General features: G+C 60.5%; 20 protein-coding genes. 10 read left to right on the forward strand and 10 right to left on the reverse strand.

Going from position 1 to position 16261, the window contains the following annotated elements; all coding sequences use genetic code 11:
• Positions 1 to 139 precede the first annotated feature (139 nt).
• Genes JOE65_RS02135 through JOE65_RS15025 form a run of 4 tightly spaced genes read left to right on the forward strand, consistent with a single transcriptional unit; the run spans position 140 to position 3953 of the window.
• Positions 140 to 1579, forward strand: a complete 1440-nt coding sequence (locus JOE65_RS02135) for an aldehyde dehydrogenase family protein (RefSeq protein ID WP_205161690.1) — start codon at positions 140 to 142, stop codon at positions 1577 to 1579.
• Positions 1576 to 3099 carry a D-glycero-beta-D-manno-heptose 1-phosphate adenylyltransferase gene (gene rfaE2, locus JOE65_RS02140; RefSeq protein WP_205161691.1) on the forward strand — a complete coding sequence of 508 codons (1524 nt, stop codon included), beginning with the start codon at positions 1576 to 1578 and terminating at the stop codon, positions 3097 to 3099. The genes JOE65_RS02135 and rfaE2 overlap by 4 nt, the downstream gene beginning before the upstream one ends.
• Positions 3096 to 3389 carry a glycosyltransferase family 2 protein gene (locus tag JOE65_RS15020; protein ID WP_239536584.1) on the forward strand — a complete coding sequence of 98 codons (294 nt, stop codon included), beginning with the start codon at positions 3096 to 3098 and terminating at the stop codon, positions 3387 to 3389. Before rfaE2 ends, JOE65_RS15020 begins: the two co-directional genes overlap by 4 nt.
• Positions 3390 to 3416: 27 nt before the next feature.
• Positions 3417 to 3953: a hypothetical protein gene (locus tag JOE65_RS15025; RefSeq protein ID WP_239536585.1), complete on the forward strand. Its 537-nt coding sequence runs from the start codon at positions 3417 to 3419 to the stop codon at positions 3951 to 3953.
• Here JOE65_RS15025 and JOE65_RS02150 read toward each other — a convergent pair.
• Positions 3947 to 4468 carry a P-loop NTPase family protein gene (locus JOE65_RS02150; protein WP_205161692.1) on the reverse strand — a complete coding sequence of 174 codons (522 nt, stop codon included), beginning with the start codon at positions 4466 to 4468 and terminating at the stop codon, positions 3947 to 3949. The genes JOE65_RS15025 and JOE65_RS02150 overlap by 7 nt on opposite strands.
• 130 nt (positions 4469 to 4598) lie before the next feature.
• On the opposite strand from JOE65_RS02150, the gene JOE65_RS02155 reads away from it, so the two are divergent.
• Positions 4599 to 5411 (forward strand): enoyl-CoA hydratase-related protein, encoded by an 813-nt coding sequence (locus JOE65_RS02155; protein WP_205161693.1) that lies wholly within the window; start codon positions 4599 to 4601, stop codon positions 5409 to 5411.
• Positions 5412 to 5698: 287 nt separating this feature from the next.
• On the opposite strand, the gene JOE65_RS02160 is transcribed toward JOE65_RS02155, so the two are convergent.
• A complete protein-coding gene (locus JOE65_RS02160; RefSeq protein ID WP_420827481.1) occupies positions 5699 to 6667 on the reverse strand; it encodes an integrase core domain-containing protein in 969 nt (322 codons plus the stop codon).
• A gap of 502 nt (positions 6668 to 7169) precedes the next feature.
• Here JOE65_RS02160 and JOE65_RS15420 point away from each other — a divergent pair.
• Complete coding sequence (locus JOE65_RS15420) at positions 7170 to 7814, forward strand: DUF559 domain-containing protein (RefSeq protein WP_205161694.1); 645 nt, start codon at positions 7170 to 7172, stop codon at positions 7812 to 7814.
• 101 nt (positions 7815 to 7915) lie between these two features.
• Here JOE65_RS15420 and JOE65_RS02170 read toward each other — a convergent pair whose 3' ends face one another.
• Positions 7916 to 8416, reverse strand: a complete 501-nt coding sequence (locus JOE65_RS02170) for a Dps family protein (protein ID WP_205161695.1) — start codon at positions 8414 to 8416, stop codon at positions 7916 to 7918.
• Positions 8417 to 8589: 173 nt separating this feature from the next.
• Between JOE65_RS02170 and JOE65_RS02175 the strand changes: the two genes are divergently transcribed.
• On the forward strand, positions 8590 to 9057 hold the full coding sequence (locus JOE65_RS02175) for an SRPBCC family protein (RefSeq protein WP_205161696.1): 468 nt from the start codon (positions 8590 to 8592) through the stop codon (positions 9055 to 9057).
• An 81-nt stretch (positions 9058 to 9138) separates the two neighbouring features.
• Here the strand turns inward: JOE65_RS02175 and pstS are convergent, their stop codons facing one another.
• On the reverse strand, positions 9139 to 10269 hold the full coding sequence (gene pstS / locus JOE65_RS02180) for a phosphate ABC transporter substrate-binding protein PstS (protein ID WP_205163975.1): 1131 nt from the start codon (positions 10267 to 10269) through the stop codon (positions 9139 to 9141).
• Between the two features lie 131 nt (positions 10270 to 10400).
• Positions 10401 to 11486, reverse strand: coding sequence for an alanine racemase (locus JOE65_RS02185; RefSeq protein ID WP_205161697.1), 1086 nt, complete (start codon positions 11484 to 11486; stop codon positions 10401 to 10403).
• Positions 11487 to 11593: 107 nt separating this feature from the next.
• Between JOE65_RS02185 and JOE65_RS02190 the strand changes: the two genes are divergently transcribed.
• The gene (locus JOE65_RS02190; RefSeq protein ID WP_205161698.1) at positions 11594 to 11785 is read left to right on the forward strand and encodes a hypothetical protein; all 192 of its coding nucleotides are present in this window, start codon (positions 11594 to 11596) and stop codon (positions 11783 to 11785) included.
• An 8-nt stretch (positions 11786 to 11793) separates the two neighbouring features.
• Here the strand turns inward: JOE65_RS02190 and JOE65_RS02195 are convergent, their stop codons facing one another.
• Together JOE65_RS02195 and JOE65_RS02200 are read right to left on the reverse strand one after the other, a co-directional pair.
• Positions 11794 to 12168 carry a GNAT family N-acetyltransferase gene (locus JOE65_RS02195; protein ID WP_205161699.1) on the reverse strand — a complete coding sequence of 125 codons (375 nt, stop codon included), beginning with the start codon at positions 12166 to 12168 and terminating at the stop codon, positions 11794 to 11796.
• The gene (locus JOE65_RS02200; RefSeq protein WP_205161700.1) at positions 12165 to 12455 is read right to left on the reverse strand and encodes a hypothetical protein; all 291 of its coding nucleotides are present in this window, start codon (positions 12453 to 12455) and stop codon (positions 12165 to 12167) included. The genes JOE65_RS02195 and JOE65_RS02200 overlap by 4 nt, the downstream gene beginning before the upstream one ends.
• Before the next feature lie 302 nt (positions 12456 to 12757).
• Here JOE65_RS02200 and JOE65_RS02205 point away from each other — a divergent pair, with 302 nt between their 5' ends.
• Both JOE65_RS02205 and JOE65_RS02210 read left to right on the forward strand, forming a co-directional pair.
• Complete coding sequence (locus tag JOE65_RS02205; protein WP_205161701.1) at positions 12758 to 13246, forward strand: DUF4383 domain-containing protein; 489 nt, start codon at positions 12758 to 12760, stop codon at positions 13244 to 13246.
• 79 nt (positions 13247 to 13325) lie between these two features.
• Positions 13326 to 13553 carry a DUF2630 family protein gene (locus JOE65_RS02210; RefSeq protein WP_205161702.1) on the forward strand — a complete coding sequence of 76 codons (228 nt, stop codon included), beginning with the start codon at positions 13326 to 13328 and terminating at the stop codon, positions 13551 to 13553.
• Between the two features lie 44 nt (positions 13554 to 13597).
• Here the strand turns inward: JOE65_RS02210 and JOE65_RS02215 are convergent, their stop codons facing one another.
• From JOE65_RS02215 to JOE65_RS02225, 3 genes are all read right to left on the reverse strand, one after another.
• Positions 13598 to 14365, reverse strand: coding sequence for an amino acid ABC transporter ATP-binding protein (locus JOE65_RS02215; RefSeq protein WP_275587527.1), 768 nt, complete (start codon positions 14363 to 14365; stop codon positions 13598 to 13600).
• Positions 14362 to 15267 carry an amino acid ABC transporter permease gene (locus tag JOE65_RS02220; RefSeq protein ID WP_338021672.1) on the reverse strand — a complete coding sequence of 302 codons (906 nt, stop codon included), beginning with the start codon at positions 15265 to 15267 and terminating at the stop codon, positions 14362 to 14364. Before JOE65_RS02220 ends, JOE65_RS02215 begins: the two co-directional genes overlap by 4 nt.
• Before the next feature lie 78 nt (positions 15268 to 15345).
• Positions 15346 to 16251 (reverse strand): ABC transporter substrate-binding protein, encoded by a 906-nt coding sequence (locus JOE65_RS02225; RefSeq protein ID WP_205161704.1) that lies wholly within the window; start codon positions 16249 to 16251, stop codon positions 15346 to 15348.
• Positions 16252 to 16261: the final 10 nt, after the last annotated feature.

The raw sequence follows: 16261 nt of genomic DNA on the forward strand, positions 1-16261 counted from the left end.
CAGTCCGCACATCAATTAACCACGGGATGTGTAAAAGAAGCAGCTGCTGGGTACAGAACCAGCACTGGGTGTAAAACCAGCAACGGACCCGCGACGCCGCCCGAAACGAACGGCCCACACGACCCGGAGGAATGCGAAGATGACCAATGCCAGCACCGACATCACACCGGAGCAAACCACTTTCACTGTCTACGACCCGCGTGACGGCAGCACAGTGGCAACGGTGCAGTCAGCCAGCCGGGAACAGGTATCGATCGCGCTCTCCCTTGCCCGCTCTGCCCACGCTGAATGGGCCGCCACCAACCCGGCTGACCGCGGCTCCATGCTGCGCGACGCCGCCGATCGGCTACGCGCGGAGGCGCAAAAGCTTGCCGAACTCAACAGTCGCGAAACCGGCAAGTCCACGGACGAGGCACTCGCCGGAATTATGGCAGGGGTCTCCACCCTGGAGCAATACGCGGAATTGGGTCCGGTGCATCGCGGCCTCAGCCTTCGAGGCTCCTTGCTGGCCGCTGACTATACGGTGAGCGAGCCACGCGGAGTTGCTGTCCTACTTACTCCCTGGAATGACCCCGTGGCCGTGGCCGCGGGGCTCATTGGCGCCGCGCTGGTCACAGGGAACACTGTGGTGCACAAGCCCAGCGAACGCTGCCCCTCCCTCGGATTCGCGCTGGGGGAGACGCTGTCGCAGGCCTTTCCCGACGGCGTTTTCACCACCCTGACCGGCGGCCCAGAAGTTGGAACCATGCTAACCATGGAAGACGGTGTCGACGTCTTCGCTCATGTCGGATCGAGCGCCACGGGTGGACGGATAGCGCGTGCCGCCGTCCTCACCGGCGCACACGTGATCCGCGAAAATGGTGGCAACGATCCACTGCTGGTGGATGAGGACGTTGACCCGATCTGGGCTGCCCGGCAAGCCGCCCTCGGTGCCTTCGCCAACAGCGGGCAGATCTGTACCTCTGTAGAACGTATATACGTACATCGGAATATAGCCGATACCTTCTGTGATGCACTGGTGAAGGAGGCCCGCGAACGCAACCGCAACGGCATAGCGCCCCTTGTGGACCGGCGGCTTCGTGATGTTGTCGACGAGCAGGTACAGCACGCCCGACAAACAGGTGCGCGAGTTCTGGAAGGAGGCTCGGTGCCGGACGGCCCGGGGACGCATTACCCCGCAACCGTGCTCACAGACTGCACCGACGGCATGGAGATCATGAGCGAGGAAACGTTCGGTCCGGTAGCTCCTGTGCGAGTTGTCGACAGCTTCGATGAAGGACTCAACCTGGCCGCGACTGGACGCTACGGACTTGCTGCCACAGTGTTGACCGCTGGGATCGAACACGCACACCAAGCCATAGCAGCGCTGCCCGTGGGAACCGTGAAGATCAACGCCGTCTTCGGTGGCGCTCCGGGAGGATCCGCACAACCCCGTAAGGACAGTGGACACGGATTTGGCTACGGACCTGAACTGCTCGACGAATTCACCCGCGTCAAAGTGGTCCACGTTGGTATCCCGGAGACGCGTAGTGATGCTGCTGCCGGCTCTACCGATTACACCGCGGGGGAGTCAGCATGAGTTCCCTCGACAATGTTCGGGGCCTCGCAGACTGGATCCCCGGCCGCCTCGCGGACATTGCCCCGGTGATCACCGTGGTCGGAGACGTCATGCTCGATGGCTGGTGGCACGGGACCATCGAACGCTTCTGCCGGGAAGCGCCAGCGCCCGTGGTCGAACTCACCCAGCAGACCTACGCGCCCGGAGGCGCCGCCAACACTGCCATGAACCTAGCTGCCCTCGGAGCACGAGTGCGGATTGCAGGCCTGACTGGAACTGACGACGCCGGACGGCAACTGCGCGAAATCCTCACCAACGCGAACGTGGACACGACACACCTCATTCAGCACCCTGGCGCGACCACCACCACCAAGTATCGGGTTCTCGGCGGAGATCAGATGATGCTCCGGCTCGACAGCGGTGCCACCACCCCAACAGCCGAAGCCCTGCAGGTCCTCGCCGATGCGGTGCCCGGCGCACTCGCGGACAGCGCCGCCGTCGTCATCTGCGATTACGGTTCCGGTGCCCTCAGCGGGGTCGTGCACGAAGCGTTGCTGAAGGAGCCCCGGCCCGGCGTCACTGTGGTGGACGCCCATGATCCCGGGCCGTGGGCACCCTTGCGCCCCGATGTTGCCACACCCAATGCTGCCGAAGCGGCGCAACTGCTCGGGCTGAAATGGGACGACTCTGCTCGACGCGTTGACCAGGTGCAGGAGCGCGCCTCCGACCTTCTGGAAGCAACAGGTGCCCGCGCCGTCATTGTCACCCTGGACCGCGACGGCACTGTCATGCTGACGCCCGATGACCGAGGTCACCGCACCTGGGCCAAACCCGTCACCGAGAAGCAGGCCTCTGGCGCCGGTGACACGTTTGTGGCGTGCCTGACGCTGGCGCGCGCGACAGGACTGCCGCTGACCACGGCACAGGACCTTGCGCAGATCGCGGCCGACGTCGTTGTGCGCCGTAAAGGGACATCCGTCTGCTCCACGGCCGACCTCGCCAAGTATCTTGGGTATTTCCCCGACAGCGTGGTGGACGCCGAAACTCTGGCCTCACTGATCGCGGAGGAACGCGCCGCCGGTAAACGCATTGTGTTGACCAACGGCTGCTTCGACGTGCTCCACCGCGGCCACACCCGATACCTCAATCAAGCCAAGGAACTCGGAGACGTACTGGTGGTAGCGCTGAACGACGACGCCTCCACACGCAGACTCAAAGGCCCCGATAGGCCCATCAACGCACTGAGCGACAGAGCAGGAGTCATTGCGGCGCTGAGTTGCGTCGATTACGTGACGGCATTCAGTACCGATAACCCCATTCCACTGATCGAAATCCTGCATCCCGACATCTACGCCAAGGGAGGCGATTACTCCACGGAAATGCTCGAAGAAACAGACGTGGTGGAAGCCCATGGAGGCGTGGTCAGGATCCTGGACTACGTGGCTGATCACTCCACAACCGCCGTCGTCGAGAGAATCCAGGCTCAAGTAGCCCACCAACCGGGTCACAATCCTGCGCAACGAGGGGCTGAAGTTCTGTGACGAGAAGGTGGTCGGGGGAGTGGGCCCGTGAATCCAAAGGTGAGAGCCCCACAGTGGAGGTGCTCATCCCCACCTACGGCCGACCGGCAGAACTGGCCGTGACACTGGCCGGCCCCGCCGCCCAGGACGGACCCGACTTTGGCGTGATCGTGAGTGACCAAACAACCACACGGCCAGACTGGGAGCACCCAGCAGCGGCTGCAATGGTGCGGGTGCTTCGGGCCCAAGGCCGACCGGTGCGGGTGGAGCAGCACCTCCCGCGTCGTGGAATGGCTGAACAACGACAGTAGTTGCTGGACCTCGCCACGGCGCCAAGCGTGATGTTCCTCGACAACGACGTCTGGCTGGAACCTGACATGCTGACGCGCATGATGGAAGCGCTCCGCGCATCCGGCGGGGGTTTCGTTGGAGCAGCTGTGCAGGAATTGTCCTTTCTCGACGACGATCGTCCAACAGAACGGCGGACCCTGGAGCTCTGGAACGGCCGGGTAACACCGGAACGAATACGGGCCAACACCAGAGCACACGCGCGCTGGGCACTTCACAACGCAGCCAACATGGCCCACGCTGCCGCCCACCTCAATGTAGAGCTTGGCGGATGGGTTTTGTACAAAGTGGCCTGGGTGGGTGGCTGTGTGCTTTTCGACAGGCAAAAGCTGATCGATTGCGGAGGATTCACCTTCTGGAAGGACCTCCCTGCTGACCACGCTGGCGAAGACGTCACTGCCCAATGGCGAGTCATGGAGAGATACGGCGGCGCCGGCATGATGCCTTCTGGAGCCGTCCATCTCGAGGCCCCCACCACGGTGACCAACAGGAGGGTCGACGCCGCAGAGAAACTGCTGGATCACTGAACCCACTCATCGCCGTCGGCGAGTAATTCCCTCAGCGTTCCGCGACCCAAATACGGTTGACCGGCCAGAAACGACAACTCACCGCCGGTAGGACGCCCATTCGCGCGACCCACCACCCAGTACAGCTGCACAGCCTTGAACCCACCTACCCCGTAGCGCCGGTCAGTCTCCTCCAACTGAGCACAGTTTTCATCGCTCACCGGGGACACCAGTGCATCGAAGCGGTCATTGCTCACCGTCCCACCAGCAGCAATGAGCTCCCCCAGACGGTGTTGGACCACCTCCCATTGCTGTCGCAGCTCAATGGTGTCCCGCCCAAAAAACACCAACTCGGGCAGGCCATAGTCCGTCAAACCAACCGTATAAACGCAGGGAAACCGCCATCCGGCGTCGTCAATCCATAACGAAAAGCCGTTGCTCGACGTCGGGCCCTCGAAGGAACAACCGGGCTCATCAGGCCACAGGAGAACCGGTGGATCATCAAGGGCAGGTGGACTGAATGCAAGGTCCGTCATGGAACTCCTTCGGGTCAGCGGCGCAGGCACACACCCTCCCATCCGGCTCTGACATTTTCCGGATACTTCCCGCGACGACGGGATACTGTGAACGTCAGGAACACCCATAAACCCGATCAGGAGAACCTTCGTGAACTTCCCCACGTTCGAAACCCTAGCCACCGAACAACAGGGCAATGCCCTGCTCGTGACCGTCAACAGGCCCAAGGCCATGAACGCCCTTGCGCAGCAGGTCGTCGAAGATCTGCATACGCTCTTGGACATCGTGGAGGAGCATGCGCGTCACGGAGGAGGGTGGCCGGTGCGCGGGATTGTGCTCACCGGTGCCGGCGGGAAGGCATTCGTTGCTGGAGCCGATATTCGCGAAATGTCTGCCATGGAAGCGGCCGCGGCGTCCGCGTACAGCGCGCGCACGCAGGACCTCACGCTACGGCTGGAATCCCTGCCGCTGCCCGTGATTGCTGCCGTCGACGGTTTTGCTCTCGGTGGCGGGTGTGAGCTGGCCATGGCGTGCGACTTCATCTACGCCACGGAGGCGGCCTCCTTCGGTCAACCCGAGGTCAACCTGGGTCTGGTCCCCGGATTTGGCGGTAGTGTTCGGTTGCAGCAACTGGTTGGTCCTGCCCGGGCGAAGGAACTGATTTTCACCGGACACCGGATCCACGCTTCGGAGGCAGAGCGGATTGGGCTCGTCCACACGGTCTTCTCGACCGCAACCGAAATGCACGACGCCGCCCGCGCCACCATCGAAGACATTGCCACGAAGTCACCGGTCGCCGTCGCCAACGCCAAGGCCACGATCAACGCGACCGCTGGGCGTACCACTGCCGAGGGGCTCGAGGTTGAGAATTGGTCATTCCGTCAAGCGTTCGGTACTGAAGACATGCAGGAGGGGGTGCGGGCGTTCCTGGCCAAGGAGACGCCATCGTTCCCGGGGCGGTAGTCGGACGGCTGGGACCGGGGCCGGTAGTGCTCCGATGTCCCCGCCGTGATTGACCATTGGTCACTCGTGGTTGGACACACCCTCTGATTCCAACTGTCCTGTCTCAGGACTTCGTGGACGTTTGTGTCTTATGACTTCGTGGACATTTGATGTCTCAGCTTGTCGTGGACAGTTGCGGGTTGTTGAACCGCGGTTTGCCGTTTCCAACGTATCTGGTGTCTTGGGCCGGTCTGGAATGAGAGATGATTTCGGTGCCTCGCGTATCGAAGAAGGTGACAGTGGTGGTGTCATGCACGATGTGGATCTGCTGGCGGAACAGGCGCTGTCGCGATGGGTGTAGCGTCCCAGGCTTCTTTGGGGGTTGTTCCCGGCGGAAGCGATTGGTGTTCGCGTTCGGTGTTGTAATACTGGTCGAAGGTCTTCAGCTGCTCTTGGAGCTCATCGAGACTGACTGCTGGTGCTTGTCTGTTCAAATATTTATGCAGTGTTTGATGGATCCGTTCGTTTTTGCCCTGCGTGGTGGGTTTATATGGTTTACCGGTGATTGGCTCCACGCCTAGGGTTTTCAGATAGTTCACGAGTATCCCTTGGCGTCCACGGCGGGTGGGATTCAATGCGGCATCATTATCCGAGAGAAACTTCTGGGGTATCCCGTGCCGGGCGATGGCCGTGGCGACGACCTGCAAGGCGGCCTCGCTTGTCTCGCCCGATGCTGCCAACGACGCCAGCGCCAGCCGGGAATGGTCATCGATGAGCTGGAACAGCGCGACTTTACGTCCGTTGGATAAGGACCACTCTGTGGCGTCGATCTGCCAACAGCAGTTCGGGGCTGGATAAACGAAACGTCGGTACGAGGACCGGGGCCTCTTGCGAGGTGCAGGGATAACGACACCAGCACGGGTGAAGATCCTCGCTAGCGTCGCCCGGGACGGTGGAGTCAGACCCATCCGGCGTAATTTGGCTCGAACACTAAGTGGTCCGTGATCGAAGCCACCGCGTTCCAAGCCCTCTCTAATTTCCAGGGCCAGCTTGACCATGGCCTCGCTTGTCGAGGAGGGGCTGTTATGTGGTTTGGTCGAGCGCAACTCCATTGCCGGCCACTGCCCCACGGACATCGACGCAGCACGAACCTTATAGAACCACGACCGTGATACTCCATGCTCACGGCAAAACATACTCACTGATCCCAGGGGTGAATCCGGTGGCCACGCAGCCACCAGCAGCCTGACCTTAATATCGGGTTTGTATTCGCTCATACACGAGAGCAAATACCGCTTATGTCCACGAAGTCATGAGACACACTGTCTACGATGTCCTGAGACATAAACGTCCATTAAGTCATGAGACTACACACCCTCTGATTCCAACCACTAGTGCCCAATGGTCAGTACGGAGCCGCCCAAGTTATCCACAAAGCCCTGTGGGCAAGAGCATTTGGGCTCATAAAACCGCAGAATCAGATCATGAGAACCGCTTCACCGCTTCACCGCTTCACCGCTCCCGCAGCCGTTCAACCGCGAGCCGTTTTCCGTGCCGGATGCGTTGAGGTCAGGAGTTACCCGTCAGCGTCTCCGGGCCGAGGACCTGCGGACGCCAACCCGTGGTTCACGGATTCACGCAGTAGCCTCAGCTGATCTTGTTGCACAGTGTCAGGCTTACCACCGTGTCTTGCCCGACGCCGTCGTCAGCCACTCCACGGCCGCGCGCCTCTGGCGCATATGCCTGCCGACTCGGTTCCAGAATGAAGGTGTTGTCCACGTGACCCGGTCGCCGCCGCGTCGCGCGCCCCGACGTCGAGGGCTCGTTGGGCACGTGCTCCGCATGGAGGAAGAGGACATCCATCACGGCCAGTTGATCAGTGCAACGACAGTTGTCCGTACCTGGTTTGATCTTGCGTCGCAGCTAAGCCTCGAGGAACCCATCATGGCGGGCGATCACCTCGTGCGCCGGCAAGAACCGGATTCAACCGTTGAGGAACTGGACGCAATAGTGGTCAGAATGAGCGGCATGCCCCAAGCCGCCCGTGCCAGATCTGCGCTGGAACTTGTTCGCCCGAACACCGATTCACCGAAGGAAACTCAGCTCCGGCTGGCGCTGGTACGTGCAGGACTTCCCGAACCGGAAATCAATGTCCCTCTTCTGGATAGCCGCTCGCGCTACGTGCAGACGCCGGATATGACCCTTCGGCAACAACGTCTCATTCTGCAGTACGACGGCGGCCATCACCTTCAGGAGGAACAGCGGCGACGCGACATCGGGCGGGATGAAGATGCGATTGCGCTTGGATGGCGGGTGCTGAAATTCACCGAGCACGACTTCCGGCCGGGCCCATCTGGAAGGCCCAAAGCGGTGGAACGCGTGGAGTCGGCGCTACGGGAGCGCGGCTGGCACCGCACAGCCTAAACCGAGAGTGACCAATGGTCACTTGTAGTTGGTAAAACCGGTGTAGCTCCAACCACAAGTGACCATTGGTCACTCAGCGAAAGGTCTTTAGAGGAAAGCGGCTACTGCGTTGCGCCCTCGCCGTACGCCTTGCTCGGCTTGACCACTGTGGCCGTAGCCTTGAGGTTCTCCGCATTGACCATCCACGCGTACTGCTCCAACTTCGCGATGAAGCCGTGCAGCAAGTCGGCTGTGGTGGGGTCTTCTTCGTCCACCTCGTCGTGAACTTCGCGCATCCGCTCGACGGTGCTTTCCAGCATCGCCACAACGAGCGTCACCGCGTCCTTGGTATCGATGAGGCCTTCGGGGAACGGCGGGAGCGAGGTGTTCTTCGCTACCGCTTCGCCGCGTCCATCCGGTACGGCGTGAAGTGCACGCATGCGCTCAGCTGTTACGTCCGTGAATTCGCGGGCATCGGCGACGATCTCGTCCAGCTGAAGATGTAAGTCCCGGAAGTTCTTGCCCACGAGGTTCCAGTGTGCCTGCTTGCCCTGAAGATGCAGTTCGATCAGGTCCACGAGCACAAGCTGCAAGTTGTCAGTAAGAGTCTTTGACGCCTTCATGAATCCTCCATGTCTGGGAATTGTGCGAACCCCTTAAATCTAGCCCGACGTCGGATACTAAGCCAGCGAGGCAATTCTCCTGAGAGCGTAGGGTGGTTAATTGCTCTGAGGTATGAAGTCTGCTTAGGGTAGGGATGCATGCAAGAGTCTGCGACAACTGCGAGGAGTGAAACATGGCAAATGTTCAAGAGTCCATCGACGTAGCAGTTCCCGTCAGTACCGCCTATGACCAGTGGACACAGTTCGAATCCTTTCCCCACTTCATGAGCGGCGTTGAGTCGATCACGCAGCTCACGGACACCACTAATCATTGGAAAACCAAGATCGGTGGCGTCGAGCGCGAGTTCGACACAGAGATCACCGAGCAGCACGCTGACGAGCGCGTTGCGTGGAAGAGCGTTGACGGCACTTCGCACGCCGGCGTGGTGACGTTCCATCGGATCGACGACGGCATGAGCCGCGTGAGCGTCCAGCTGGACTGGAACCCAGAGAGCTTTGCGGAGAAGGCCGGTGCCATTGTTGGTGCCGACGACCATCAGGTGAAGGCTGACCTCAAGCGTTTCAAAACGTTCATCGAAAGCAAGGGTACCGAAACCGGTGCATGGCGCGGCGATGTCCAGGCGCCTGGTTCCGGCAACTAGATAACGTAGATAAAAAGGTGGCTTGTCCCAATCGGGGCGGGCCACCTTCTTTAGCTGAAGCGATTCAGGCTGCGTTCATGGTCAGCGGACTGAGATTCGGGAGATCGCCTCTGTAGCCCGCTCGGAGAGAATGTCCGAAATCGGCGCGCTCTTCGCCGCCTCGGCTGCGGCCTGCTGGCCTTCGTCGCTGACCACATACGTTCCGAAAGTCCGCACGAGTTCCGCGGTTTCGGCGTCCGTATAGGTGGTGCAGTAGATGTGGTAGCTCACAAGCACCATGGGATAAGCACCTGCCGCAGTGGTCTGGCGGTCCAGATTCAGTGCTAGATCGTACTCTGCACGGCCTTCGACCCGCTCTGCCTCATCCACCGCTTTTGCCGCACCCTCAGCACTTACGGGCACGTAATCGTCGCCGACTTTCAGTGCCACCGTGCCGAGCTCCGGGCCCACCGCGGAGTCATCCGCGTAGGTGATGGCGCCGGTGGTTTTGGACATGGTGCTCACGACGCCGGCGTTACCCTTGGCGTTTTCGCCGCTCAGCTCTCCGGGCCAGGTCCCGTCCGCCTCATAGGGCCAGGCTTTGGGGGCCACCTCATGTAGGTAATCGGTGAAGTTTTCAGTGGTTCCAGAGTCATCGGAGCGGTTGATCGGTGCCATCCGCAGGTCCGGAAGTTCAAGGTCAGGGTTCTGTTCAGCGATGGCCGGGTCATTCCAAGTGGCAATTTCACCCTTGAATATGGCGGCAATGGTCGCTGCGTCCATGTTGACGCTGTCGATCCCCGGGACGTTGAACGCGACGCTGATCGGGGACACGTAGGCCGGGATGTTGAACGCTCCGTCAGGACCGCACGCTTGCTTCGACTCTTCGAACTCTTCGGCTTCCAAAGACGCGTCCGACCCGGCGAAATCTACGGCGTTGGCTAGCAGAGCCACACGGCCCGCACCAGAACCGTCTGGAGAGTACTGGATCTGAGCCTTTGGGTGAATGGCAGCAAACGAGGCCGTCCACGCCTCCATCGCCGCGCGCTGCGCTGAGGACCCCGCACCAGTGATCGCACCGCTCAGATTCGAGTCCGCATTTTCGGCCGCACGCCTCTGCTCCTCGCCCAACGGGTAGTCGGATCCGCAACCGGTCAGGGCCAAGAGCCCGATGGCGAGCAACGCCACGCCACGGGCCCACCGGGTTGCGCTCGCCGAACCAGGAGACGACAAATTATTCGGCGGCAGCGGGCGGTGGGGGCGGGGAGCTGACAGGAAACGCACTCTTCAAGGGTACCGGGACAGCCCGGCGTCGGGTTGCCCCATACAACTAAGGGGCGGTCCTCCCGTGGTCAGGCGGGGAATTAGAACTCGGTGGTCCACGCTTCCGAGGTCCCTCCGAGAACGGCCTCAATGACGCGCCACCGGTCGAACACTCCGCACGGATGCGAAATACCCAGGGCAACAGTGTCACCTACCGCGAGATCCGCCCCACGCACCAACGCGTGGTGATCAAAGAGCCGTTCGACGGTGCCGGCTGCCGGCTTCTCGCCGTGGTCGCCCGTCACACGCACGACGACGGGCAGACCCGCGTCGTACGGTAAGTCCCGCTTGCCCGCATTGAGGACGGCGAGCCCGGGCTCGGGGACCGAAGCGACCACCGTGTGAACGGTGACGGCCGGCTGCAGCCCCTCGACCGGGCAGACCCCTGCGTACACGCCGTCGTCGTGCGTGACATAGGAGCCCGATCGCAGCACAGGAGTGTGTGGTTTCGACGGCAGATGCACGGCGGCGCGGTCGGGGAACGCTGAGCCGCCCGCCGTGAATACCGGGTCAGTGTCCATCAGGTCATGGAGGGCGTTGTACGCCTCGACGGCCAGAGACAGGTGATGATCCACCTGATCGACGACGTCGGGCCGCCGGATCTCGGGGGCAACGCCCTCATAAGCGCTCACTCCTGCGAAGAGCAGAGCGGGGGCATCATGAATTTCCTGCGCCACGCACCGGGCGTCATCGAGCGTCCGCACACCGGTCCTCCCGCCCATCGCGCCGACGTCGAGCAGCACCCGAAGCCGTCCAGGCAGCGAAGCGAATGCCGTGCTCATGCGCTGCACTCCGGCACACGAATCGGCCAGCACGTACATAATTGTCTCGTCATCCTGTTTTAGCAAGGCCCGCATGGCCGCCAAACCCAGAGGATCGACTATTTCATTGGCGATGATCAGGCGGCGCAGCCCCCATGAAAATGCGGTGCGGGCCTGCTGAGGGTTCACCACCGTGACTGCCCAGGCTCCGGCGTTGACCTGGCGCTCCACAATCTGCCGCGTCATCGTGGTCTTGATGTGCGGGGCAAGATTCAGGCTGCGCGACGCAGCCCAGTTGGCCATCACTCGAATGTTGTTTTCGAGCTTGGCGACGTCCAGAACCATTTGCGGGCGCGGGAATTCCATGCCTCCATCGTGTGCGTCCTTGCCGGGGAAATGCAATAGGCGCGCTTCCCCGGGGCTGGCAGATGTGCGAGTCTGGAGAATAGAGACCTGTCACAGAGGAGGACATCATGAGTCAGAACCAGGACCACAACAACCCCATTGAGAACGCCGCAGAACGCTGGGCAGAAAACATGGCGGATCAAGTGGTGGATGGACTCAAGAGCAGCCCCAGAGACACGGCGGAGGACGACGGCGACCCACGGGTTGAGCCGGGCTCGAGCATCAGTGAGGCCTCAAACTCCCGCGACGACCGAGACTAGAAGGACCCTCAAAGCGCGGACCGAGAGTAACCGCCGCCATTTCGATGAATGGACGTCGGTGTTTCCCCACCACGCGTCAGTCGGAAACGTTTACGCTCCGATAGGGGAATCAGCTCGATGAACTCGGCGTGATGCCTCATGTATTCCCAGACCACCGGGCAATACGGCAACACGGCAAGACGGCGACGATGCGCATCATCCAGGCAGCCGCGGAGCAACTGCGGTACAACGTTCGGGATCTCCAGGCGACGGTTCACTTCGGTGTAGATGAAGGACATGTTGCCCGCTTCCATGCGGTAGTGGGCTGAGGCGGCGACCAGCCCGTCCACGTAGATGTCGAACCGGGATGCGGTCAGGTTATTGCTGACGCTCGATACGGTCATCGCCCTTCACCGCTTAGCGCTACCTCTGGCAGGTTCAACGACTGACGTAGTTCCAGTTCAGCCGTTAGGTCGTTGTACTGCATGAGTGTGGCGGTGCTGGGGGCCGGGGAATCCAACTCGCTGAACAGCTGATCGATCAACAAGTACAACTCATCCGTGGGAATCGCGGAGAGGTTTTGGCGAAGGAGGGCCCTGGCACCTGCATCGGTGAGGCAACCGGTGACGTCAAGGCGGGCTGAACTCTGGTCAGTGTCCACGGGGAAAAAGACGCGCAGTTGGTGTTCCATGGGCGTTCACTCCATACGTGTGTGCGCTGGGGGCCAACTGCTTAGCCTGAACTAATAACAACCGAATAACGGAAAAAACGCAACCCCACTACTCAGTAATAGACTAACTAGTCGGAAAATGCGTCGGAACTCCGGTGTCGCCTGTCGTAGCGACGATGCGCTCTGCGAGGTCAAACAACGGAGTGACACCAGTTTCCTCAGTGCTCTTTCCATTTCGGGTACTTAGTGCCACGCTTGGAATATATGAGGTGGGTCCCTATCGAAAGTAGGGCTCGCACCGCTCGAGAAGGGGAGGAAGAATAATGGCAACTACAAATTCTGCTGGACGAGATGGAGTAGGCACCGGAGGGAAGACTGCACTCCAAAAGGTCGCAATGCTCTTTGGGGTCGTGTTTCTACTGGTGGGGATCCTGGGCTTTATCCCCGGCATCACTCAGGAGTACAGTGAGTTGGCCTTCGCCGGGCCTACATCCGGCGCGCTCCTGTTGGGTATCTTCCAGGTTTCGATACTGCACAACATCGTCCACCTGCTGTTTGGTGCTGCAGGGGTAGCTATGGCACGCACGCATGCCGGCTCATTCAACTATCTGCTCTGGGGTGGTCTGATTTACCTGGTGCTATTCATCTACGGACTCGTTGTGCCGCACGATTCGCAGGCCAACTTTGTCCCGTTGAACGCGGCAGATAACTGGCTGCACATAGTTCTGACCATCGCCATGATTGCTGCTGCCCTTGGCCTGAGGGGAACAGCACACCACGACGCCACTACCGCTACCGCACGGCGCCCATAGGTTCCGAGTGACGCGTGTAGGGGGAGGGCAGGAGCTACGGCTCCTGCCCTTCGTACGGGGTCCCCACGAAGGAGGAAACGTGAACGAGCAGAACCTTCAGGAACGAATCAATGCCCTTGTCGAGCAAGAGCAGGCGCTGCGCGGTTCGAACGCCGAAGATCACCAGGGTGAACTTAAACGGGTCGAGACCGAACTGGATCAGTGCTGGGATCTGCTTCGTCAACGCCGTGCCAAACAGGACGCCGGCGAGGATCCATCGGAAGCCGAACCACGCCCGGTAGACGAAGTTGAAGGCTACCTCCAGTAAGTAGCGGCACCGGCGTCAGGCAATACCCGTCGTAACCAGCGCGCCTACAGCACCTTGGACAGGAACTCCCGGGTGCGGGCGTGCTGAGGGTCATCGAGGACCTGCCGCGGCTCACCGGCTTCGACCACCACACCGCCATCCATGAATACCAGGGCGTCAGCAACCTCCCGGGCGAAACCTATTTCATGCGTGACCACGATCATGGTCATCCCGCTGGCGGCGAGTTCCTTCATCACATCCAGCACCTCACCGACCAGCTCTGGGTCCAGAGCACTGGTTGGCTCATCGAAAAGCATCAACTTGGGGTCCATGGCCAGTGCCCGTGCAATAGCCACGCGCTGCTGCTGTCCGCCTGAAAGGTGGGCCGGATAGTGGTCGCCCTTGTCGCCGAGCCCCACACGAACCAGCAACTCGTTGGCGCGGGCCGTCGCCTTTGCCTTTGAGATGCCCTTGACGTGCATGGGAGCTTGAATAATGTTCTCGACCGCTGTCAGGTGCGGGAACAGGTTGAAACGCTGGAACACCATGCCGATGTCGCGCCGCTGCCAGGCGGCCTCCTTCGGCCTGAGTTCGTAGAGCTTTTCTCCTTTCTGCCGGTAGCCGACCAATTGGCCCTCCACGGAGAGACGGCCGGCATCGACCCGTTCAAGATGGTTGATGCAGCGCAGGAAGGTCGATTTCCCGGAGCCACTGGGCCCCACAATGCACAGCACCTCCCCGACGTTGACTCTCAGGCTGATGCTGCGCAGAACGGTATTGCTGCCAAAACTCTTTGACACGCGGTCTGCGTGCACCATTGCTGGACCGCTCATCCCTTGCCTCCTGTTTCATTTCCGGTCGGTGAATTCACCAGTGCAGGACCGCCCGGATCCGTGCCCGCCTTGTCCTCCTTGCGGTGACCTGTGCCGCGGGAGAAGCGCTTTTCGATGAAATACTGACCCACCATCAGGATCGATGTGAAGAGCAGGTACCAGATGGATGCCACGATCAGCAGTGGAACGGGCGTGAACGTTACCGCCGAAATACCCCGCGAAACCCCGTACAGGTCAATGCTCAAAGGAATGGCAGCCACCAGCGACGTGGTTTTCAGCATGGAAATTACTTCGTTGCCTGTCGGCGGAATGATGATCTTCATGGCTTGCGGGACCACGATGAACCGCATGGTCTGCACCCAAGACATGGCCAGGGCCTTCGATGCCTCCTCCTGACCTTCATCCACGGAGAGAAGCCCGGCGCGGACGATCTCAGACATATAGGCGGCCTCGTTCAGTGCCAGACCGATCACGGCGGTGATGAAAAGGTTGGTAAAGATGTCGTTGGGCACTGTGACCCATGGCTCCATAAAGGGGATTCCGATCGTGAACACCGGATAGATCAGAGCGACGATTCCCCAGAAGACCAACTGCACATACACCGGAGTGCCACGAAAGATCCATAGAAAGAGCCAGGCGACGGCCTTGAGTACTGGGTTGGGCGAGAGTCTCATGATCGCCAGCAGTAACCCGAGCAGAATCGCGATGATCATCGAATACACGGTCAGCTGAAGGGTGACCAGCGCTGCACGGCTGATGCGCTGGTCAAACAGGTACTTGCCCACGTCAGCCCAGCCGTAGTCCTCGCGTTGAGCGGCATCGATAATGAAAATCGCGAGGGCAAGAACCAGCACGACGGCGGCTATGTTGCGCCAGGGGTGGCGCAACGGGATTGCCTTGATCGGGTCACCCTCGCGTTCATCAGTGGCTGTAGCCGAACCGCTGGGGGTGCTGACCGTGGGGTCCGGATTCACTGGAATCTACTTCGCCGCGGCGACGTTGATGGCCGCTTCCTGGACACCACCACTTTCGACTCCCCACTTGGTGAGGATCTTTGTGTAGGTACCGTCGTCGATCAGCGACTGGAGTGCCTTCTGCAGGACCGGTGTAAACTCGCTGTCCTTGGCCACGGGCATGCCGTACGGGGCTACCTCAAAGGCGTCACCAGCCGTCTGTAGCTTGTCCTTGGTCTTCGAGATTGCGTACAAGGTCACTGGCGAGTCGGCACTCATTGCGTCTACCTGCCCGATCACCAGGGCATTGGTAGCTTGGTCTTGGGCATCGTATCTGAAAATTTCGATAGGCTTCTTGCCTGCAGCCACACAGGCTTTCGACTTGGCAGGTACCTCATGGGTGTCCTCATACGTCGTGGCCTGCACCGCTACCCTTAATCCACAGGCGTTCTCAGGGTCCACAGTTTTTCCTTTGGGAGCGGCCCACTGGATTCCGGCGGAGTAATAATTAATGAAATCTGCCTGCTTCTCTCGCTCAAGGGTGTCCGTGAAGGAGGACATCCCCAGGTCGTCCTTGCCTGCCTTGATGGCTGGCAAGATGTTGTCAAACGTTCCGATATCGAAGTTCACTTCAAGGCCCAGCGACGCACCGATGGCGTTGGTGAGGTCCACCGACCAGCCTGCCGGGTCCCCGTTGCCATCTTTAAATTCGTTGGGCGGATAGTTATTCGCCATGCCGACATTCATGACTCCCGCAGTCTTCATCTTCTCCGGCAGCAGGGACGCCAATTCATCGTTCTTTTGTACCGTAATCGCCTCCTCGGAACCACCAGGAGTACTGTTCGGCGCATCGGTGGCGCTGTTATCCACGCAGCCAGTGAGGACAAGCATTGCGGCTGCGGTCAGTGCGGGGAAAACAATTCTTGTTCGCATGGTTTTTCCT

The organism is Arthrobacter roseus, assembly GCF_016907875.1.
GTDB lineage: Bacteria > Actinomycetota > Actinomycetes > Actinomycetales > Micrococcaceae > Arthrobacter_J > Arthrobacter_J roseus.